Source organism: Proteus sp. LHD240705, from assembly GCF_047921555.1.
GTDB lineage: Bacteria > Pseudomonadota > Gammaproteobacteria > Enterobacterales > Enterobacteriaceae > Proteus.
The window spans coordinates 61,382-80,622 of the sequence record NZ_JBLRMI010000006.1; the positions used below are offsets into that span (position 1 = coordinate 61,382).

Sequence of the window (19,241 nt, forward strand, 5' to 3'; positions counted from 1 at the left end):
TATAAATATCTGTTTTAATAATTCTCGTGCTAAGAAATTTAGATTGAGACGGATTGCTAAATTTTTAGTAATCAATTTCTTTCCGTCAAACTTATGCTCAAAAGTCCTCGTTATTGTCTTTGCCCCTTCTTCTCGCTGAAGGGGCATTTTTATTAGATATTCACTGGCTGATAGATATTCTCGATTTCTTCAGCCAGAATTTTTATTCCTTCCTCAATCAATTCAGGCTCAGGTACGTAATTCATTCGCATACATTGATGAGCGTGATCCCATGAATCTTCTAATCCTGGAAAGAAGTAATGTCCCGGCACCATTAATACGCCACGTTTTTTCAAACGACGATAAAGCTCTTCACAAGAAACGGGTAAGTCTTTAAACCAAAGCCATAAAAAGATTGCACCTTCAGGCTTATGAATAAGACAACGTTCTTCAGGTAAATAGCGGCGAATAATATGAATAGTTTCAAGTACTCGTTGATGATAGAAAGGCCCTATCACGTCTTGGGATAACCGCATTAAATCATCGCGTTTTAGCATTTCTAATGCCATTGCAGGCCCAATTCCACCGGGTGCGAGGCTAATAATGCCGTTAACATTTGTAATGGCTGAAATCAGCTCTTCACTGGCAATAATAATGCCACAACGCGCTCCTGGTAAGCCTAACTTAGATAGACTCATGCAAAGGATAGTGTTGTCATTCCAACGAGGTGTTGCTTGAGTAAAAATAATACCTGGAAAAGGAACACCATAAGCATTATCTATAATCAGAGGGATATTGTGCCGTTTAGCTAAAGCCTCTAGCTTTTCAACTTCGTCATCTGTAATAACATTACCCGTTGGGTTTGTTGGTCTCGAAACACAAATAGCCGCAATATCATCACTGATTTCAAGATGAGCAAAATCAACATGATATTTAAATTGCCCATTCGGCAACATTTCTATTGTTGGCTTATTCGCAACAAACAGATCTTCTTCTAATCCAGAATCAGTATAACCAATGTATTCAGGGGCGATTGGGAAAAGAATTTTACGTTTTTTCCCATCCTTGGTTGTGCCACCTAATAAATTAAACAGATAGAAAAAAGCACTTTGGCTGCCATTAGTTAGTGCAATATTTTTCGCCGAAATATTCCAGCCTAGCTTCTCTTTTAAACATGCCGCCAGCGCTTGTAACATGGCATCTTTACCTTGCGGGCCATCATAGTTACAAACCGCATCACTTAATGAGCCATTTTCTGTCATCTCTTTAAGTAATTGACGAAAATAATTATCCATTTCAGGAATATGAGCAGGATTTCCCCCCCCGAGCATCACTGCGCCAGGTGTGCGAATACCTTCATTTAAGTCTTGCATCAAGCGAGCAATGCCTGAATGCTGGGCAAACTTTTGCCCAAATTGTGATAGTTGAGTCATCTTTGCAGGTATCTTCTATGTTGTTTTCTCGTTAAGAAACACCATACCGCGAGCTTTAATCTGCATCAATAGTTATAATCAAAATCATAAAACAACAATATTAATACAGATGAAAATATTGAAATATAAATCCAATTACATCTCAAATTAAAGATAACTCAACTCATATTTTACTTTTTATTGGTGTTTTTATTCTCTTCTTGGCGACAAAAACAAGAGAGAATATGGTCATTTACCATACCAACGGCTTGCATAAAAGCGTAGCAAGTTGTTGTGCCAACAAATTTGAAGCCTTTTTTCTTTAAGGCTTTAGCCATTTTATCTGAGATGTCAGTTGATGCGGGTACCTGAGAAATATCGTTCCACTGATTAATAATGGGTTTATTATCAATAAATTGCCAAATAAACTGACTAAAGTCTTCACCTTGTTCTTCCATTGCCATAAAAATACGTGCGTTATTAATAATGGCGTTAATTTTTCCTTGATGACGAATAATTGCGGGATTTTGTAATAAGGTCTCAACATCCTTATCTGTCATTTTGGCAATTTTTTCAGGCGAAAAATCAAAAAAACAACGACGAAAACCTTCTCTTTTCTTAAGCACGGTATACCAAGATAGCCCTGCTTGTTGACCTTCAAGGCAGATCATTTCAAAAAGCTTGTACTTATCTCGTTCAGGTTTACCCCATTCTTCGTCATGATATGCCAAATATTCAGGATCACTGGTTACCCAATCGCAACGCCGCTTATTCATTTTTTCATTCCTTGTTACCAATAACTTTTAATAGTACCATTTTATATACTGTATAAATATACATGTAAATAGGTGAAAAAAAATTCAATCTAATTCTTTGAGCATAGTCATAAACTCAATTAAGGGATTATTTTTTTGATCGAGGGAAAATTGCCCGCATTCCTTGCTGTATATCTTTCGTCTAGAAGGTATACTGAAACCTTTCTTTTTATTCTATGTATCGCCATGCGGATATAACATGCAAAAGTTTGATACCAAAACCTTTCAAGGTCTTATCCTGACACTGCAGGATTACTGGGCTCGCCAGGGCTGTACCATTGTCCAACCATTAGATATGGAAGTGGGCGCAGGCACATCGCACCCAATGACTTGTTTACGAGCATTAGGTCCAGAGCCTATCGCTGCGGCTTATGTACAGCCTTCTCGTCGTCCAACAGATGGACGTTACGGTGAAAACCCTAACCGCTTACAGCACTATTACCAATTCCAAGTTATCATTAAGCCATCACCTGATAATATTCAGGAACTTTATCTTGGCTCATTAAGAGAATTAGGTTTAGACCCAACAATTCATGATATTCGTTTTGTTGAAGATAACTGGGAAAACCCAACTTTAGGTGCTTGGGGCTTAGGCTGGGAAGTTTGGCTCAACGGCATGGAAGTGACGCAGTTTACCTATTTCCAACAAGTTGGTGGATTAGAGTGCAAACCTGTTACGGGTGAAATCACTTACGGTTTAGAACGTCTTGCCATGTATATTCAAGGTGTTGATAGCGTTTATGACTTAGTTTGGTGTGATGGCCCATTAGGTAAAACCACCTATGGTGATATCTATCATCAAAACGAAGTTGAGCAATCAACCTATAACTTTGAATACGCAGACGTAGACTTCCTGTTCTCTTGCTTTGAGCAATATGAAAAAGAAGCTCGTGAGTTGTTAGAGTTAGAAAAACCTCTGCCTTTACCTGCCTATGAACGTATTTTAAAAGCAGGACACACCTTTAACCTATTGGATGCACGTAAAGCTATCTCTGTGACAGAGCGCCAGCGTTATATTTTACGTATCCGTACTTTAACCAAAGCAGTTGCTGAAGCATATTATGCTTCTCGTGAAGCGCTTGGTTTCCCTATGTGTAAAAAGTAAGAGGCTATCATGACAACTGAGACTTTCCTCGTGGAAATCGGCACAGAAGAATTACCGCCGAAAGCGCTTCGTTCTTTAGCCGAATCTTTTGCTGCTAATTTTACTGCTGAACTGGATAACGCAAATATCACTCATGGTGATGTATCTTGGTTTGCAGCTCCTCGCCGTTTAGCCATTAAAGTGGCCAATATGGCAAAATCACAAGCAGATAGAACCATTGAAAAACGTGGTCCTGCGATTGCTCAAGCATTTGATGCTGATGGTAAACCAACAAAAGCAGCTGAAGGTTGGGCAAGAGGTAATGGCATTACTGTTGATCAAGCAGAGCGCTTATCAACAGATAAAGGCGAATGGTTATTTTATCGTGCAGAAGTAAAAGGTGAAGCAGTTAACCAATTACTGATTGGCATGGTAAGCAATGCGTTATCAAAATTACCAATTCCAAAATTAATGCGCTGGGGCGATAAAGAAACTCACTTTGTACGCCCTGTTCATACTGTCACCTTATTATTAGGTGATACTGTTATTGATGGTGAAATTTTAGGTATCCAAAGCGATCGCGTTATTCGTGGTCACCGCTTTATGGGTGAAGCTGAATTCACTATTGATAATGCGGATCAATATCCTGAAATTCTGTATGAGCGCGGAAAAGTGATTGCTGATTACGAAACGCGTAAATCAATTATTCTTCATGATGCTCGCCTTGCGGCTGAAAAACTTGGCGGTATTGCAGATTTAAGCGATAGCTTAGTCGAAGAAGTCACTTCATTGGTTGAATGGCCGGTTGTGTTAACAGCAAAATTTGAGGAAAAATTCCTTGAAGTTCCTGCTGAAGCACTGGTTTATACCATGAAAGGTGACCAAAAATACTTCCCTGTTTATGACAAACAAGGTGGATTATTACCAAACTTTATTTTCGTCACTAATATTGAATCTTCTGATCCACAGCAGATCATTAGCGGTAACGAAAAAGTGGTACGTCCTCGCTTAGCTGATGCCGAGTTCTTCTTTAAAACTGACCGTAAACAACGTTTAGAAGATAACTTACCACGCCTTGAAACCGTATTATTCCAAAAAGATTTAGGCACACTGCGTGATAAAACTGACCGTATTCAAGCATTAGCTGGCTTTATTGCGGGCAAAATGGGTGCTGATGTTAATAAAGCAACCCGTGCAGGTTTACTGTCAAAATGTGACTTAATGACCAATATGGTGTTCGAATTCACAGATACCCAAGGTGTTATGGGTATGCATTATGCGCGTCATGATGGTGAAGCCGAAGAAGTCGCAGTTGCATTGAAAGAACAATATCAGCCTCGTTTCGCGGGTGATGAATTACCTTCTAATCCTGTTGCTAGCGCCCTCGCTATTGCAGAGAAGATGGATACACTTGCGGGTATTTTCGGTATTGGTCAACATCCTAAAGGGGATAAAGACCCATTTGCTCTACGTCGTGCATCACTGGGTGTTTTACGTATTATCGTTGAGCAAGATTTACCGTTAGATATTGAAGCGCTGACTCAAGAAGCGGTTCGCCTTTACGGTGACAAACTGACTAATAAAAATGTGGTCAGTGATGTGGTCGAATTTATGTTAGGTCGTTTCCGTTCTTGGTATCAAGAACTGGGTTACAGCATTGACACTATTCAAGCTGTATTGGCACGTCGTCCAACACAGCCAGCTGACTTCAATGCTCGCGTTAAAGCAGTAACTTATTTCCGCACATTAGAGGAAGCCTCTGCATTAGCAGAAGCCAATAAACGTGTTTCCAATATCTTAGCTAAATCAGCTGATGTAAAACTAAATGACACCGTTTTAGCTTCCGTCTTAAAAGCACCAGAAGAAGTTCAATTAGCGGCTAATCTTTCTGTATTACAAGATAAATTGGCACCTTTATTTGCAGAACGCCAATATCAAGAAGCATTAGTTGAACTGGCCTCATTACGTGATGTGGTCAATAACTTCTTTGATAAAGTCATGGTAATGGATGAAGACGAGGCTGTTCGTATCAACCGTTTAACCATGTTAAGTCAATTGCGTGAACTGTTCTTAAAAGTCGCAGATATTTCTGTTTTACAATAAGTTGTAAAGCTCAGAAAGTGTAAACCGGCATTGTGAAAACAATGCCGTTTTTTTTGTTCATTTCTAATAGAAGTAGTATAAAAAATATTCATTTACACAGAAGAATATAGTGGTAATATTTACCATAGTAAAAACTACCACAGAGGAAGTGATGGTTATCTATAAAACAAAGATGTTTAAAAATAGCTTCAAAAAAATGCCTATAAATGATGCTGATTTAATAGATATCGCCAACGAGGTACACGCAGGGTATTTTGAAGCTGATTTAGGTGGTGGAATTATCAAAAAACGGATCTGTATCCAAGGAAAAGGAAAGAGTAGTGGAATTAGAACAATTATATTTTATAAACAAGGAAATAATTTATTTTTTGCCGATGGATGGAAAAAATCTAACCTAAGCTCTAAAAAAGCGAAAGAAATTACAGATGATGAGTTAGAATCCTATAAAGATCTGGCAAAAGATCTCTTCAGTGCAACTAAAAATAAAATAGATAAGATGATTGCACTTGGCCTTTTAACGGAGGTTAAACATGACTGATAAAATGAAAGAAATGCTGAAATTTGCACAAGAATTGGAAGTTGCGGGAATAACTGATGGAGGATCAGCGAAACGAATTGCTGCAAGAATAAAAGCCAAAGAATTAAAAGAAAAATATGCTCATCTGACTCCAATGAATGGTGAAGATATAAAAAGAATTCGTGAACAAAATAATATTTCACAATCTTCTCTTGCTTTAATACTAAATATGACAAAAGAGAGTGTATCAAAATGGGAGCGAAATGAAATTAAACCCAACGGGGCTGCTCTGAGACTCTTGAATTTAATAGACAATAAAGCAATTTCAATCTGAAGTTATTTCTACTACTATTTATTAATTGATAAACCGGCATTGTGAAAACAATGCCGGTTTTTTTATCAAATATCATTATTTTTACTTGAGTTATCTTTGAGCGGATGATGAACAAGCTCCATAATTCTTATCGATTCTCTATCAATGATATTCACAATAATATGTAATAAATCATCGATATCTTCCGCATGAAAAGATTCCATTTCAGTTTCTATTTCAATAGGAAAACCATTAATTTTACTAAAACTATAACCAAATAGTATAAATCCAGACTCATCACTTACATTTACTTTATCGATATAAATAAGCCTTTCACTATTAATAAATTTAGGGCAATAATGATGATTATCTTTAAATAATATTTTAATTTTATTATTAGTGATCATTTCTAGTTTTTCGATAACTATGCTTATTTTATTTTCTATTTGTTTTTTTATATCAATGATAGATGATGCCCTATCCAATGAAGCCTTTATCTTTTCAAAAAAATTATTTTCATCGTTCATGTGAAATCCTACAAAATATTGGATAATGATCAAACTTTTTAAAGAAAATATCATCAAGGCAGTGATTGTCATCATTGAGTATCCGATAAAAATCAATCTGCTCGAGATCTAACTTAAAACAATCTTCTTTTCCATATAAAAATGATGAAGAGAAGATCATTTGATCAAAAACATACCATCGACTCATTGAAGCTGAATTATAATAATACGTACCTAAATTATTTGTTTTCTTATCAGACAAAAGATACCAAAATGGATTAAATAATAACTCTCTTTTCTTTTTTATTATGTGGTAATCTCTCGTTGCATATAATGTATTAATCATCGAATCAGAATAAGGCTCTGTATTATAATCTCCCATACAAATAATTTGAGCATCTTTTCCTTGGTTTTCAAATAGCTTATCAATACTATTCCTCAACTCTTGGGCGGCTATACGCCTGATTTTATCATCAGCACTAAGTACTGATGGCCAGTGAGATAAAAAGAATGTGATTATTTTTTGATTTTCAATCTCTTTAAATACAACACTTACACCTACTCTTATTGTTCTATTATCAGGTTGAAGCTTAGTTAAAAATTTACTTGAGATAAACTCTAATTTACTCATCTTATACATTATAGATATATCAATAAATATACGCCCTATTCTTCCTGATAAATCAATGTATTCCATATTTAATTCACAAGCTAATTGTTTAAAATCTAGGTTTTCTTTTTTAGAAATCTCACAAAGTGCAACTATATCCAGTGCTCTTTTTTTTATCATTTTTCCAAGGTATTGTTTTGCTAATCCAATATCTTCTATATTTATTTTCTTACTTGATCTTATTGGTGGAGATAATCCCATATTCCACCAGCATAAATTCAATTCCATTTTATATATCATTCCATTAATAATAAATTACTTTTAAATATTACTAGTTATTATCTCACTAAAGTTTATTAACTTAGCACAACAAATAAAAATAGGAAAAACAATAAAATAAATCAAAACAAATAAATATTTTAATTCATGTTTAAATTATTAGTTTTTTATTAAATACGAAGGTATCTTATTATTTAAGATACCTTCTCAATATATTGTAAAGTTTTACAACCCAGTCTCTACTGTAAATATCTGACGATAACCATCAACATCACGCATAAATGCAATATATTGGTCATTTGGAGAGAATACGACAGCATCACTACTCGGTGCTTGTGCTGTTTTTTCTGTTAATCGAGTTAACTCACCCGTTTTCGCATTACATAGCATCACGCTATTATCACAAATAAAAGTGAGATATTGTCCGTTACTATTCCACGTAAAGGCAGACTGAATATCCCATGGTTGTGAGGTGATTTGTTTCACTTCCTTGGTACTTGGCGAAACAGTATATAACTGCACAATACCGTTATCATCTTTCATTAAAAAAGCAATCGCATCGCCTTGTGGCGAGCTTCTTAACCAGTGACGAGGCTGATTTAAAACACCTGCATATTTTCTATTTGCGGTATTTGTTAGGCGAACTTGGTAAATATCTTTAGCCACTGCTGGCATTGTTGTGTCGGTTCCTGCTAGTGGTTTATCACCTTCAATACTAAAAGCATGATTATCATCGGGTAAATCCACTAAGAAAATATCAGAAACTTTATCACCATTTTCACTCACGGTATCGCCGATAAATGCAATAGCCCAACGTTGTTGTGAACCATCCGCTTTTGTATAACCTTGAGTACCAATCCAACACTCTTCATAAGCTTTATTAATTTCGTCGCTTCCCTTTTGTGGATGCGCCACGGTTTGGCTTATCACTGTACAGAAGTATTCACCATCATATTCACGAGGGTGTTTCTTAATGACGTTAACCGCTTTGAGAGGCACAGCGACAGCTACATTACGTTGATCATATTCACTACCAAGTTCGTGCATAATATGATCATTGTAAGTAAAGCTTAAACGAGTGCCATCAGGGCTAAAAACATGAACATGCGTACCGCCACGCAATGCACCCGCTTGATAAGGTGAAGTCAATGAACACGCATCAATATTAAATGCACGATTATTTTCTGACTCATCAACAATCACACCACGACGATGATGGAAGTCATAATGCCATTCATTATCTGGATTTTCTGGCCCATGAATAAAGGCATAACGTACGGGCTCTGTTGGGCTTACTGTCGCAACCCCTGCATGTGCCCCTTGTGTTGCTGTGTAAATGATCTGTTGCTGTTTTGTTTTCGCATGAATTTTTTCTATGGTTAGACCTGTAAAAGATCCCCCATTGGGACGTACATCATAGACTAACCACTGGCTATCTGGCGTCCAAACATTTATATTAGTTAGCTGATGGTGACGGCTATCAAACGTAATCTGGTGTTCCTGAAAAGACATATTTATCCTTATCGGGAAATAAATTTCCACATTATAAAAACTAATTAATTTTACCTGGCACTAAAAAAATTCAGTCGAGACTTTTTCGCAAGGTAATTATTCTATCCTCACTAAATAGTCAGAAAATTAGAAAATCATGTTACTTAGTGTTCTCTATATTATTGGTATTACAGCAGAAGCCATGACGGGTGCACTCGCTGCTGGTCGTCGTAAAATGGATGTTTTTGGCGTAATTATTATCGCCTCTGCAACAGCCATTGGTGGTGGATCTGTCAGAGACATTCTACTCGGCCATTACCCGCTGGGTTGGGTAAAACACCCCGAATATATCGTCACTGTTGCATGTGCTGCTGTTATCACCATGTGGGTTGCACCTATGATGAAACACTTACAGCGACTCTTTCTTATCTTAGATGCCATTGGCCTAATGGTTTTCTCTATTATCGGCGCACAAATCGCACTCGATATGGACTATGGCCCAATTATTGCTGCTATTGCTGCGGTGATTACGGGTGCTTTTGGTGGTGTATTAAGAGATATGCTTTGTAATACCATTCCTCTGGTTTTCCAAAAAGAGATTTATGCCGGTATCGCTTTTGGTGCTGCGTGGCTTTATATGGGATTACTGTTTTATACACCGTTACCAAGAGACGTCATTATCATCATTACCCTAATTGCTGGGTTAACAGCTCGACTTCTCGCTATTCGTTATAAATTGGGCTTACCTGTCTTTAATTACGAGAATCAAGATTAACGAATCGCTGTTTTAACGACAGCGGTTCTTTTTGATTCTGTGGGGTATCTCAAAATATAATCTCTTTTCGCTATTGTGATAAAAGGTAATTCCTATCACTGAGCCTTTAATTGTATGTTAATATTGACATAGTTTAATTTTTCTCTTGTTTCTATATTAAGAAAATAGAATGTAATAAGAAAAAAATGGCTCTGTATTAAACATGGGCACTGTATGTCATTCATTGTATGTGTATACTATATGGGGGATTTGCTCCCTAAACATATATTTATACTTAATTCTCCAGTCAAATTCAGAAAGTCATCATGATCCAAGGAACACTTTATATTGTTTCCGCTCCAAGCGGTGCGGGTAAATCAAGTCTTATTCAAGCGCTGTTAAAAACACAGCCTTTATATGACACGCAGGTTTCTGTCTCTCATACAACCCGCCCAATGCGACCGGGAGAGAGCCATGGTGAACATTACTTCTTTGTTACTGAAGAAGAATTTAAAAGCATGATAGACAGCGGGGATTTCCTCGAACATGCTTGTGTTTTTGGTAATTATTACGGAACTTCCGGCAAAGTTATCAAAGAAATCTTAGCCAGTGGTGTCGATGTCTTTTTAGATATTGACTGGCAAGGCGCACAGCAAGTGCGTAAAGCGATGCCTGAAGCTCGCAGTATTTTTATTCTGCCACCGTCAAAAGAAGAGCTTTACCGCCGACTTCGTGGACGTGGGCAAGATAGCGAAGAAGTGATTACAAAACGTATGTCACAAGCTGTATCGGAAATGGAACATTTTAATGAGTATGATTATTTGCTGATTAATGATGATTTCAATACCGCGCTTGCTGATTTACAATCAATTATTCGTTCAGAAAAATTACGCCTTGATCGTCAAACGCTACGACATGGTGATTTAATCAGCAAATTATTGGCAGACTGAGTTAACTTTCAGTATTATGCCCAGTCATTTCGTTAATGGTGGAGTAACACAAATATGGCACGCGTAACCGTTCAAGACGCTGTAGAGAAAATTGGTAACCGTTTTGACCTCGTTCTGGTCGCAGCACGTCGTGCGCGTCAGTTACAAGTTGGCGCTAAAGATCCTTTAGTTCCAGAAGAAAATGATAAAATGACTGTTGTCGCGCTACGTGAAATCGAAGAAGGCCTGATTAACGGTAAAATTCTTGATGCTCGTGAACGTCAAGAGCAGCAAGAGCAAGAAGCAGCAGAATTACAAGCTGTTTCAGCGATTGCGGAAGGTCGTCGTTAATCGTTTTATAAAATAGGGGTAGGTCTGCCTTGTACCTGTTTGAAAGCCTGAATCAAATCGTTCAAAAATACTTGCCATCGGAGCAAGTCGAACAACTTAAAAAAGCCTTTATCGTCGCCCGAAATGCCCACGAGGGGCAAACTCGTTCAAGTGGTGAGCCTTATATTACTCACCCTGTTGCGGTTGCGTGTATTCTTGCAGATATGCGATTAGACCACCAAACGCTGATGGCGGCGCTGTTGCATGATGTTATCGAAGATACACCTGCAACCTTCCAAGATATCGAAAGCCTCTTTGGTAGTACGGTCGCCGATCTTGTTGAAGGAGTCTCTAAACTTGATAAATTGAAGTTTAGAGATAAAAAAGAGGCTCAGGCTGAAAACTTCCGTAAGATGATTATGGCGATGGTAAAAGATATCCGCGTCATTTTGATCAAGCTGGCAGACCGAACTCACAATATGCGCACACTGGGATCATTACGCCCAGATAAACGTCGCCGTATTGCTCGAGAAACACTCGAAATTTACAGTCCTCTTGCACACCGTTTAGGTATACACCATATCAAAACAGAGCTTGAAGAGCTGGGTTTCGAGGCGCTACATCCTAATCGCTACCGTGTAATCAAAGAAGTCGTTAAAGCAGCTCGAGGCAACCGTAAAGAGATGATTAATAAAATCCTCTCTGAAATTGAAGGTCGCCTGACAGAAGCGCATATCGAATGCAAAGTTAACGGTCGCGAAAAACACCTTTACTCTATCTATCGGAAAATGTTGTTAAAAGAGCAACGTTTTCACTCGATCATGGATATTTACGCCTTTCGCGTTATCGTGAAAGAAGTCGATACCTGTTATCGCGTTTTAGGTCAAATGCACAGTCTTTATAAGCCTCGTCCCGGTCGAGTTAAAGACTATATTGCAATCCCAAAAGCCAACGGCTATCAATCTCTTCATACCTCACTAATTGGCCCTCATGGAGTGCCAGTTGAAGTACAAATTCGTACTGAAGATATGGATCAAATGGCAGAAATGGGGGTTGCAGCACATTGGGCTTATAAAGAGCAAGGTGAACAACCGGGTACAACTGCACAAGTTAGAGCCCAACGCTGGATGCAAAGTTTACTTGAATTGCAACAAAGCGCAGGTAGCTCATTTGAATTTATTGAGAACGTAAAATCAGATCTCTTTCCTGATGAAATCTACGTTTTCACGCCAGAAGGTCGCATTGTTGAATTACCAACAAGTGCAACCCCTGTCGATTTTGCTTATGCCGTACACACAGATATCGGTCATGCCTGTGTGGGTGCTAGGGTTGATAGACAACCTTATCCACTTTCACAATCGCTACGTACTGGACAAACGGTTGAAATTATTACTGCTCCGGGTGCAAGACCGAATGCAGCTTGGCTAAACTTTGTCGTCAGTTCAAGAGCTCGCTCTAAAATCCGACAACTTCTAAAAAACCTAAAACGTGAAGACTCTATTAATTTAGGTCGTCGTTTACTCAATCACGCATTAGGTGAGCACAAGCTTGCTGATATTTCAGCTGAAAATATTGAGCGCGAGTTGAAGCGTATGAAGCTTCATTCAATCGACGACTTAATGGCTGAAATTGGTTTAGGTAATACTATGAGCGTTGTTGTTGCGCGTAATTTATTGATTGATAGTCAAAATCAAGATGAGAACGCACCAACAGAAACATCTAATGATGAAACACCTAAACTCCCAATTAAAGGTGCTGATGGTGTATTGATCTCCTTCGCTAAATGTTGTCGCCCTATTCCGGGTGATCCTATCATTGCACATATTAGCCCAGGTAAAGGTTTGGTTATTCACCATGAATCTTGTCGTAATATTCGTGGTTACCAAAAAGAGCCTGAAAAATTCATGCCTGTCGAGTGGGATAAAGAGATCAACAGTGATTTCATCACTGAAATTAAAGTTGATATGATTAACCACCAAGGCGCTTTAGCAAACTTAACCGCAGCTATTAATGATGCAAACTCGAGTATTCAAAGTATGAATACCGAAGAGAAAGATGGTCGCGTGTATTGTGCTTTTATTCGCTTAACCGCGAAAGACAGAATTCAATTAGCCAATATCATGCGTAAACTTCGCATCATGCCAGACGTTCTGCGCGTTAGCCGTAATAAAAACTAGTCATGAATTCAATTCGATATGCCCGCATCTGCCAAATGATGGCGATGCGGCAGCCTGATCTTACCGTTTGCCTTGAAGAAGTGCATAAATCCCATAATGTTGCTGCTGTTATAAGAACAGCTGATGCTGTGGGTATTCCTAAAATTCATGCTATTTGGCCTGAAGAAAAAATGCGGATGTTAGTTTCACCTGCGGCTGGGAGTAACAGTTGGGTCAATGTAGAAACTCATCTTACGATTACAGATGCAGTTAGCGCCTTTCGCACCCAAGGTATGCAAGTTCTTGCGACTCATCTCTCAGATAAAGCGGTTGATTTCCGTGAGATTGATTACACACGCCCGACTTGTATTATTATGGGGCAAGAAAAAACGGGTATCTCACAAGATGCTATCGCGCTTGCAGATCAAGATATTATTGTGCCGATGATGGGAATGGTACAATCCCTAAATGTTTCTGTCGCCAGTGCACTAATTTTATATGAAGCACAACGCCAACGTCAGGCTGCGGGTATGTATAATCGAACAGAAAGCACCTTAACGGAAGAAGAACAACAAATTCTTCTCTTTGAAGGCGGATACCCAGTATTGGCAGAAGTTTCTCGTCGAAAAGGACTGCCTCGCCCTTATATTAATGGTAACGGTGAGATTGAAGCACCTGAGTCATGGTGGGCAGAAATGCAAATGACGCAAAAACAACTTAGGAAATTAAAAAAGACGGAGTATTGATCCCATGAAAGGAAAACTGCTTGATGCAATCCCCTTAACCACTCTTCACGGCGTAGGTGCAAGTCAGGCAGACAAGCTGGCAAAAATAGGGCTTGTGACTATTGAGGATTTGTTACTCCACCTTCCTTTGCGTTATGAAGATCAAACACACCTCTATGCTATCAGCGATCTGCTTCCCGGCATTCCGGCCACTGTTTCAGGTGAAATACTAAGAACCGAAGTCACTTTTGGTCGACGAAAAATGATGACCTGCCAAATTTCTGATGGCTCTGGCATTTTAACCCTTCGCTTTTTTAACTTTACTGCCGCAATGAAAAATAACCTTGCTCAAGGTAAACAAGTCACTGCTTATGGCGAAGTTAAACGGGGAAGCCGTGGACCAGAAATTATTCACCCTGAATACAAAATCAAAGTTGCAGGTTCGGAAGTTAAACTGCAAGAAACGCTCACGCCCATCTATTCAACAACAGAAGGCTTACGCCAAACATCACTACGCAAATTAATAGAGCAAGCCTTAGAATTACTCGATACCTGTGCTATTAACGAATTATTGCCCGAACAATTTATTCATGGTTTACCTCCGTTAGCCACGGCATTACGCACTCTGCATAATCCTCCACCTGATATCGCTTTTGCGGAGCTTGAGAAAGGACAGCACCCTGCGCAAAAAAGGCTAATTATTGAAGAATTACTCGCCCACAATCTAGGTATGCTCAATGCAAGAGCTGGCGCACAATCTTATCGTGCAGAGCCATTGTTTATGCCAAGTACCTCTACGTTACGCCAACAATTTCTATCGTCACTCCCCTTTACCCCTACGAATGCACAACAACGTGTCGTCCATGAAATAGAAACAGATTTAGAAAAAGACTATCCGATGATGCGGTTGATCCAAGGGGATGTAGGTTCAGGTAAGACTTTAGTTGCAGCACTAAGTGCATTGCGTGCTGTTGCTAATGGCAAACAAGTGGCTTTAATGGCACCAACAGAATTGTTGGCAGAGCAACACGCATTAACCTTTAAAAAATGGTTTGAGCCTTTTGGTATTCAAGTGGGTTGGTTAGCAGGAAAACAGAAAGGAAAAGCGCGTGAAACACAGCAAAATGCCATTGCTAATGGTGACGTTTCCATCATTATTGGAACGCATGCTATATTCCAAGAACAAGTTAAGTTTCACGCTCTAGCCTTAGTGATTATTGATGAGCAACACCGCTTTGGCGTACATCAACGTCTCGCGTTGTGGAAAAAAGGCGAAGAGCAAGGCTTTCATCCCCATCAATTAGTGATGACAGCAACGCCGATCCCTCGAACATTAGCGATGACAGCCTACGCTGATATGGACACGTCTATCATCGACGAATTACCGCCAGGGCGCACACCTGTTACTACTGTCGCTATCCCTGATACTCGCCGTAATGACATTATTGAACGCATCAGGCTGTCTTGCACAGAAGAAAAGCGACAAGCCTATTGGGTATGTACCTTAATTGAAGATTCTGATGTTCTTGAAGCGCAAGCAGCCCAAGTTATCTATGATGAGCTTACAATCGCACTCCCTGAAATCAAAGTGGGATTGGTACACGGGCGAATGAAACCCGCAGAGAAACAAGCTGTAATGGCCGCATTTAAAGAAAATGAGCTTCAACTTTTAGTCGCGACAACAGTGATTGAAGTCGGTGTTGACGTACCTAATGCAAGTTTAATGATCATTGATAACCCAGAACGACTGGGACTCGCACAGTTACACCAATTACGTGGACGTGTAGGCCGAGGCGCTATCGCCTCTCATTGTGTCTTGTTATATAAAACACCACTCACTCAAACAGCACGTTTGCGATTGCAGGTATTAAGAGATAGCAATGATGGTTTTGTGATTGCACAAAAAGATCTCGAAATTCGTGGTCCTGGTGAGCTTTTAGGCACTAAGCAAACGGGTAATGCACAATTTAAAGTCGCTGACTTGTTACGCGACCAAGGACTTGTTCCTGAAGTTCAACGTATCGCTCGTTACCTGCATCAACACTACCCTAAGCATTCTCAAGCCTTAATCGAACGCTGGCTGCCTGCCAAGACACAATATAGCCAAGCTTAAGGTTACTTTTTTGCATGGCTTAGCGTGCGTTTCATCTCGCTTTGGGTCGATCTTGAAATATTCGTAAGTTAAATACACATAGAAAAACACCTCAATGTCGATATTCAACATTGAGGTGCTCTTTAACGTTTTTGAAACTCTTTTAATTTATAGCAACCAAACTACCCTGCAACTATAGGCGTAAAAAACGGTAGCATCAGATACAGTTTAATCACTATTGCATTCACAATATCAATAAAGAATGCACCGACCATAGGTACGACCAAGAACGCAAGATGAGACGGTCCAAAACGGTCTGTTACAGCTTGCATATTTGCAATCGCCGTTGGTGTAGCACCTAAACCAAAGCCACAGTGACCTGCTGCTAAAATCGCGGCATCGTAGTTTTTTCCCATGACACGGAAAGTTACAAAAATGGCATACAGTGCCATTACACCTGCTTGAACACCAAGGATAACCAGCATTGGTATCGCCAGTGACGCAAGCTCCCATAATTTCAAGCTCATTAATGCCATCGCTAAGAATAACGATAAACTCACGTTACCTAAGACTGATACCGCTCTATCAAAAACACGGTAGAACCCAAGCATTGAAAGGCTATTGCTTAAAATAACACCAATAAACAGAACGCACACAAAGGTCGGTAATGAGAATGCTGTACCTTCTAACAGTTGAGAAAGGAACGTACCTGCCATTAAACAGATAGAGATCATCGCAATAGTTTCTAATAAAACCATTGAAGTGATCATTCGGCCTGTTGTCGGCTTCTCAAACGCTGTTGGCATTTCATGGTCGTCAGCACCTAATCCTGGCGTTGGGATATTTTTGATTAAGTAGCGTGCAACTGGGCCACCAATCAATCCACCTAACACTAAACCAAAAGTAGCACAAGCCATCGCCACTTCAGACGCGCTCATAAAACCATAATTTTCAACAAAGGTTTTACCCCAAGCAGCCCCTGTACCATGACCACCCGATAATGTAATCGAGCCAGCAAGTAATCCCATTAATGGATCAAGACCTAACATTTCTGCTAATGCAATACCGACTGTGTTTTGTACTAACAACAGTCCAACAACAACAAAGATGAAAATAAAAAGCGCTTTTCCTCCCGCTTTTAAGCTTGCGAGGTTTGCGTTTAAACCAATTGTTGCAAAGAATGCCAGCATTAATGGATCTTTTAATGAGAGGTCAAAACTCACTTCCCAGTCCATAAAAGATTTGAATGCTAATAGAAGAACAGCAACAAGTAGCCCACCTGCAACGGGTTCTGGGATCGTATACCGTTCTAAAAAAGGAACAGATTTCACTAACTTACGTCCGATCAAGAGAACCAAAGTGGCCGCAACCAGCGTGCCATAAACATCAAGATGATACATTTATGTACCCCGTCTTATTTGTTAATTTTATATAAAAATACTACGACGCTAAGTTCATCCATAAACAACGCCAAAAGCAGGTATCCCCGATTAGAAAAAAAAACGGAGACAAACACAAGTTAAAACATATAAAAATGTGAGCACCTCTTATGCATTTTGATAACATCATTTTTACGCAAACGATTGCTTTTGTGGCGCAGATCATTAAAATACCGTTTTTGTCGAATAAGAAATTCACACCATGGTTACTTCAGAAAATCAAAATTTGCCTAAAAATAGTGACGTTTCAGTTAAAAAAAATAGCGAACTTCTTTTTGCTTTAGAAGAGAAACCGCCATTACCACAAACACTTTTTGCTGCTTGCCAACATCTCTTAGCCATGTTTGTTGCGGTTATCACACCTGCGATCCTCATTTGCCAAGCATTAGGATTACCTGCACATGATACTCAACGCATTATCAGCATGTCTTTATTTGCATCAGGCATTGCCTCTCTTATTCAAATTCGGGCATGGGGACCGATAGGTTCAGGATTGTTATCAATTCAAGGTACTAGCTTTAATTTTGTCGCACCTTTGATTATGGGCGGATTAGCGCTAAAAAATGGAGGGGCGGATATTCCAACAATGATGGCGGCACTTTTTGGTACATTAATGGTTGCCTCATTAACCGAAATCGTCCTTTCTCGCGTCCTTCATTTAGCAAGACGCATCATTACACCGTTAGTTTCAGGTGTCGTAGTGATGATAATCGGTCTCTCTTTAATTCAAGTTGGATTAACCTCTATTGGTGGTGGTTATGCAGCCATTGAAAATAATACCTTCGGTTCACCACAAAACCTGTTATTAGCAGGCTCTGTACTTATTGTTATTATTTTACTTAATCGACAAAAAAATCCTTATTTACGCGTTGCTTCTTTGGTCATTGCAATGGCTGTGGGTTATGTTCTTGCTTGGGCTTTAGATATGTTGCCCACACCAGCAGAACATCAAGAAACACCTTTCATGACTATTCCTGAACCCTTTTATTATGGGTTGTCATTTGATTGGCATTTGCTTATTCCTTTAATGCTGGTGTTTATGATCACATCACTAGAAACCATTGGGGATATTACAGCAACTTCAGATGTTTCAGAGCAACCCGTTAGTGGTCCTTTGTATATGAAACGTATTAAAGGGGGCGTATTGGCTAATGGAATTAACTCTATGGTTTCGGCATTTTTCAATACCTTCCCAAATTCTTGTTTTGGTCAAAATAATGGCGTTATTCAATTAACAGGCGTTGCAAGTCGCTATGTAGGTTATGTTGTTGCCGCAATGCTCGTTATCTTAGGCTTATTTCCATTCGTTGCAGAATTTGTGCAAAGAATTCCTGAACCCGTATTAGGTGGAGCCACATTAGTTATGTTCGGTACGATAGCTGCATCTGGTGTACGTATTGTTTCCAAAGAAGCACTAAACCGCCGAGCCATCATGATCCTTGCGATTTCACTTGCAGTAGGATTGGGCGTTTCACAGCAGCCTCAAATCTTGCAGTTTGCACCTGATTGGCTAAAAACATTGCTGTCCTCAGGTATTGCTGCTGGTGGTTTAACTGCCATTATTTTAAATCTTATTTTTCCACCAGAAAAATAATCATTAATTAGCAACATAATAATAAAGCGCTATCTTCATAATAAAAAATAGCGCTTTATTTATTACTTTTAGGCTAATGGCATTTTTATAAAAGCCTTTTCCTTTTAATTACA

Annotated in this window: 17 protein-coding genes; 11 read left to right on the forward strand and 6 right to left on the reverse strand. The window is 39.1% G+C overall.

Going from position 1 to position 19,241, the window contains the following annotated elements:
• Positions 1-152: 152 nt before the first annotated feature.
• Positions 153-1,412 (reverse strand): valine--pyruvate transaminase, encoded by a 1,260-nt coding sequence (locus tag ACNART_RS12380; RefSeq protein ID WP_198630379.1) that lies wholly within the window; start codon positions 1,410-1,412, stop codon positions 153-155.
• Positions 1,413-1,582: 170 nt separating this feature from the next.
• Complete coding sequence (locus tag ACNART_RS12385) at positions 1,583-2,167, reverse strand: DNA-3-methyladenine glycosylase I (RefSeq protein WP_198620064.1); 585 nt, start codon at positions 2,165-2,167, stop codon at positions 1,583-1,585.
• Positions 2,168-2,405: 238 nt separating this feature from the next.
• Here ACNART_RS12385 and glyQ point away from each other — a divergent pair, with 238 nt between their 5' ends.
• The 4 genes from glyQ to ACNART_RS12405 all read left to right on the forward strand — a co-directional run bounded on the left by glyQ (position 2,406) and on the right by ACNART_RS12405 (position 6,244).
• Positions 2,406-3,311 (forward strand): glycine--tRNA ligase subunit alpha, encoded by a 906-nt coding sequence (glyQ, locus tag ACNART_RS12390; RefSeq protein ID WP_004246832.1) that lies wholly within the window; start codon positions 2,406-2,408, stop codon positions 3,309-3,311.
• A 9-nt stretch (positions 3,312-3,320) separates the two neighbouring features.
• Positions 3,321-5,393: a glycine--tRNA ligase subunit beta gene (gene glyS / locus ACNART_RS12395; protein ID WP_368927559.1), complete on the forward strand. Its 2,073-nt coding sequence runs from the start codon at positions 3,321-3,323 to the stop codon at positions 5,391-5,393.
• A 151-nt stretch (positions 5,394-5,544) separates the two neighbouring features.
• Positions 5,545-5,931, forward strand: a complete 387-nt coding sequence (locus tag ACNART_RS12400; RefSeq protein WP_198620066.1) for a type II toxin-antitoxin system RelE/ParE family toxin — start codon at positions 5,545-5,547, stop codon at positions 5,929-5,931.
• Positions 5,924-6,244, forward strand: a complete 321-nt coding sequence (locus ACNART_RS12405; RefSeq protein WP_198620067.1) for a helix-turn-helix domain-containing protein — start codon at positions 5,924-5,926, stop codon at positions 6,242-6,244. The genes ACNART_RS12400 and ACNART_RS12405 overlap by 8 nt, the downstream gene beginning before the upstream one ends.
• A 65-nt stretch (positions 6,245-6,309) precedes the next feature.
• Here ACNART_RS12405 and ACNART_RS12410 read toward each other — a convergent pair whose 3' ends face one another.
• From ACNART_RS12410 to ACNART_RS12420, 3 genes are all read right to left on the reverse strand, one after another.
• The gene (locus ACNART_RS12410; RefSeq protein ID WP_198620068.1) at positions 6,310-6,750 is read right to left on the reverse strand and encodes a hypothetical protein; all 441 of its coding nucleotides are present in this window, start codon (positions 6,748-6,750) and stop codon (positions 6,310-6,312) included.
• Positions 6,740-7,627: an endonuclease/exonuclease/phosphatase family protein gene (locus tag ACNART_RS12415; protein ID WP_198620069.1), complete on the reverse strand. Its 888-nt coding sequence runs from the start codon at positions 7,625-7,627 to the stop codon at positions 6,740-6,742. The genes ACNART_RS12410 and ACNART_RS12415 overlap by 11 nt, the downstream gene beginning before the upstream one ends.
• Before the next feature lie 216 nt (positions 7,628-7,843).
• The gene (locus ACNART_RS12420) at positions 7,844-9,130 is read right to left on the reverse strand and encodes a DUF3748 domain-containing protein (protein ID WP_368927556.1); all 1,287 of its coding nucleotides are present in this window, start codon (positions 9,128-9,130) and stop codon (positions 7,844-7,846) included.
• A 136-nt stretch (positions 9,131-9,266) separates the two neighbouring features.
• On the opposite strand from ACNART_RS12420, the gene ACNART_RS12425 reads away from it, so the two are divergent.
• From ACNART_RS12425 to recG, 6 genes are all read left to right on the forward strand, one after another.
• Positions 9,267-9,884 (forward strand): trimeric intracellular cation channel family protein, encoded by a 618-nt coding sequence (locus tag ACNART_RS12425; RefSeq protein WP_088494339.1) that lies wholly within the window; start codon positions 9,267-9,269, stop codon positions 9,882-9,884.
• Positions 9,885-10,189: 305 nt separating this feature from the next.
• Positions 10,190-10,813, forward strand: a complete 624-nt coding sequence (gene gmk / locus ACNART_RS12430) for a guanylate kinase (protein ID WP_006534608.1) — start codon at positions 10,190-10,192, stop codon at positions 10,811-10,813.
• Positions 10,814-10,867: 54 nt separating this feature from the next.
• Positions 10,868-11,143, forward strand: coding sequence for a DNA-directed RNA polymerase subunit omega (rpoZ, locus tag ACNART_RS12435; RefSeq protein ID WP_006534607.1), 276 nt, complete (start codon positions 10,868-10,870; stop codon positions 11,141-11,143).
• Between the two features lie 29 nt (positions 11,144-11,172).
• Positions 11,173-13,299: a bifunctional GTP diphosphokinase/guanosine-3',5'-bis pyrophosphate 3'-pyrophosphohydrolase gene (gene spoT / locus ACNART_RS12440; RefSeq protein WP_196534064.1), complete on the forward strand. Its 2,127-nt coding sequence runs from the start codon at positions 11,173-11,175 to the stop codon at positions 13,297-13,299.
• Between the two features lie 2 nt (positions 13,300-13,301).
• Entirely contained in the window at positions 13,302-14,024 is a 723-nt protein-coding gene (trmH, locus tag ACNART_RS12445) for a tRNA (guanosine(18)-2'-O)-methyltransferase TrmH (RefSeq protein WP_368927553.1), read from the forward strand.
• Positions 14,025-14,028: 4 nt separating this feature from the next.
• Positions 14,029-16,116 (forward strand): ATP-dependent DNA helicase RecG, encoded by a 2,088-nt coding sequence (gene recG, locus ACNART_RS12450; RefSeq protein ID WP_368927550.1) that lies wholly within the window; start codon positions 14,029-14,031, stop codon positions 16,114-16,116.
• Positions 16,117-16,277: 161 nt separating this feature from the next.
• Here the strand turns inward: recG and gltS are convergent, their stop codons facing one another.
• The gene (gene gltS / locus ACNART_RS12455; protein WP_109374336.1) at positions 16,278-17,495 is read right to left on the reverse strand and encodes a sodium/glutamate symporter; all 1,218 of its coding nucleotides are present in this window, start codon (positions 17,493-17,495) and stop codon (positions 16,278-16,280) included.
• A gap of 241 nt (positions 17,496-17,736) precedes the next feature.
• Between gltS and ACNART_RS12460 the strand changes: the two genes are divergently transcribed.
• The gene (locus ACNART_RS12460) at positions 17,737-19,128 is read left to right on the forward strand and encodes a uracil-xanthine permease family protein (RefSeq protein WP_349443205.1); all 1,392 of its coding nucleotides are present in this window, start codon (positions 17,737-17,739) and stop codon (positions 19,126-19,128) included.
• Positions 19,129-19,241 lie beyond the last annotated feature (113 nt).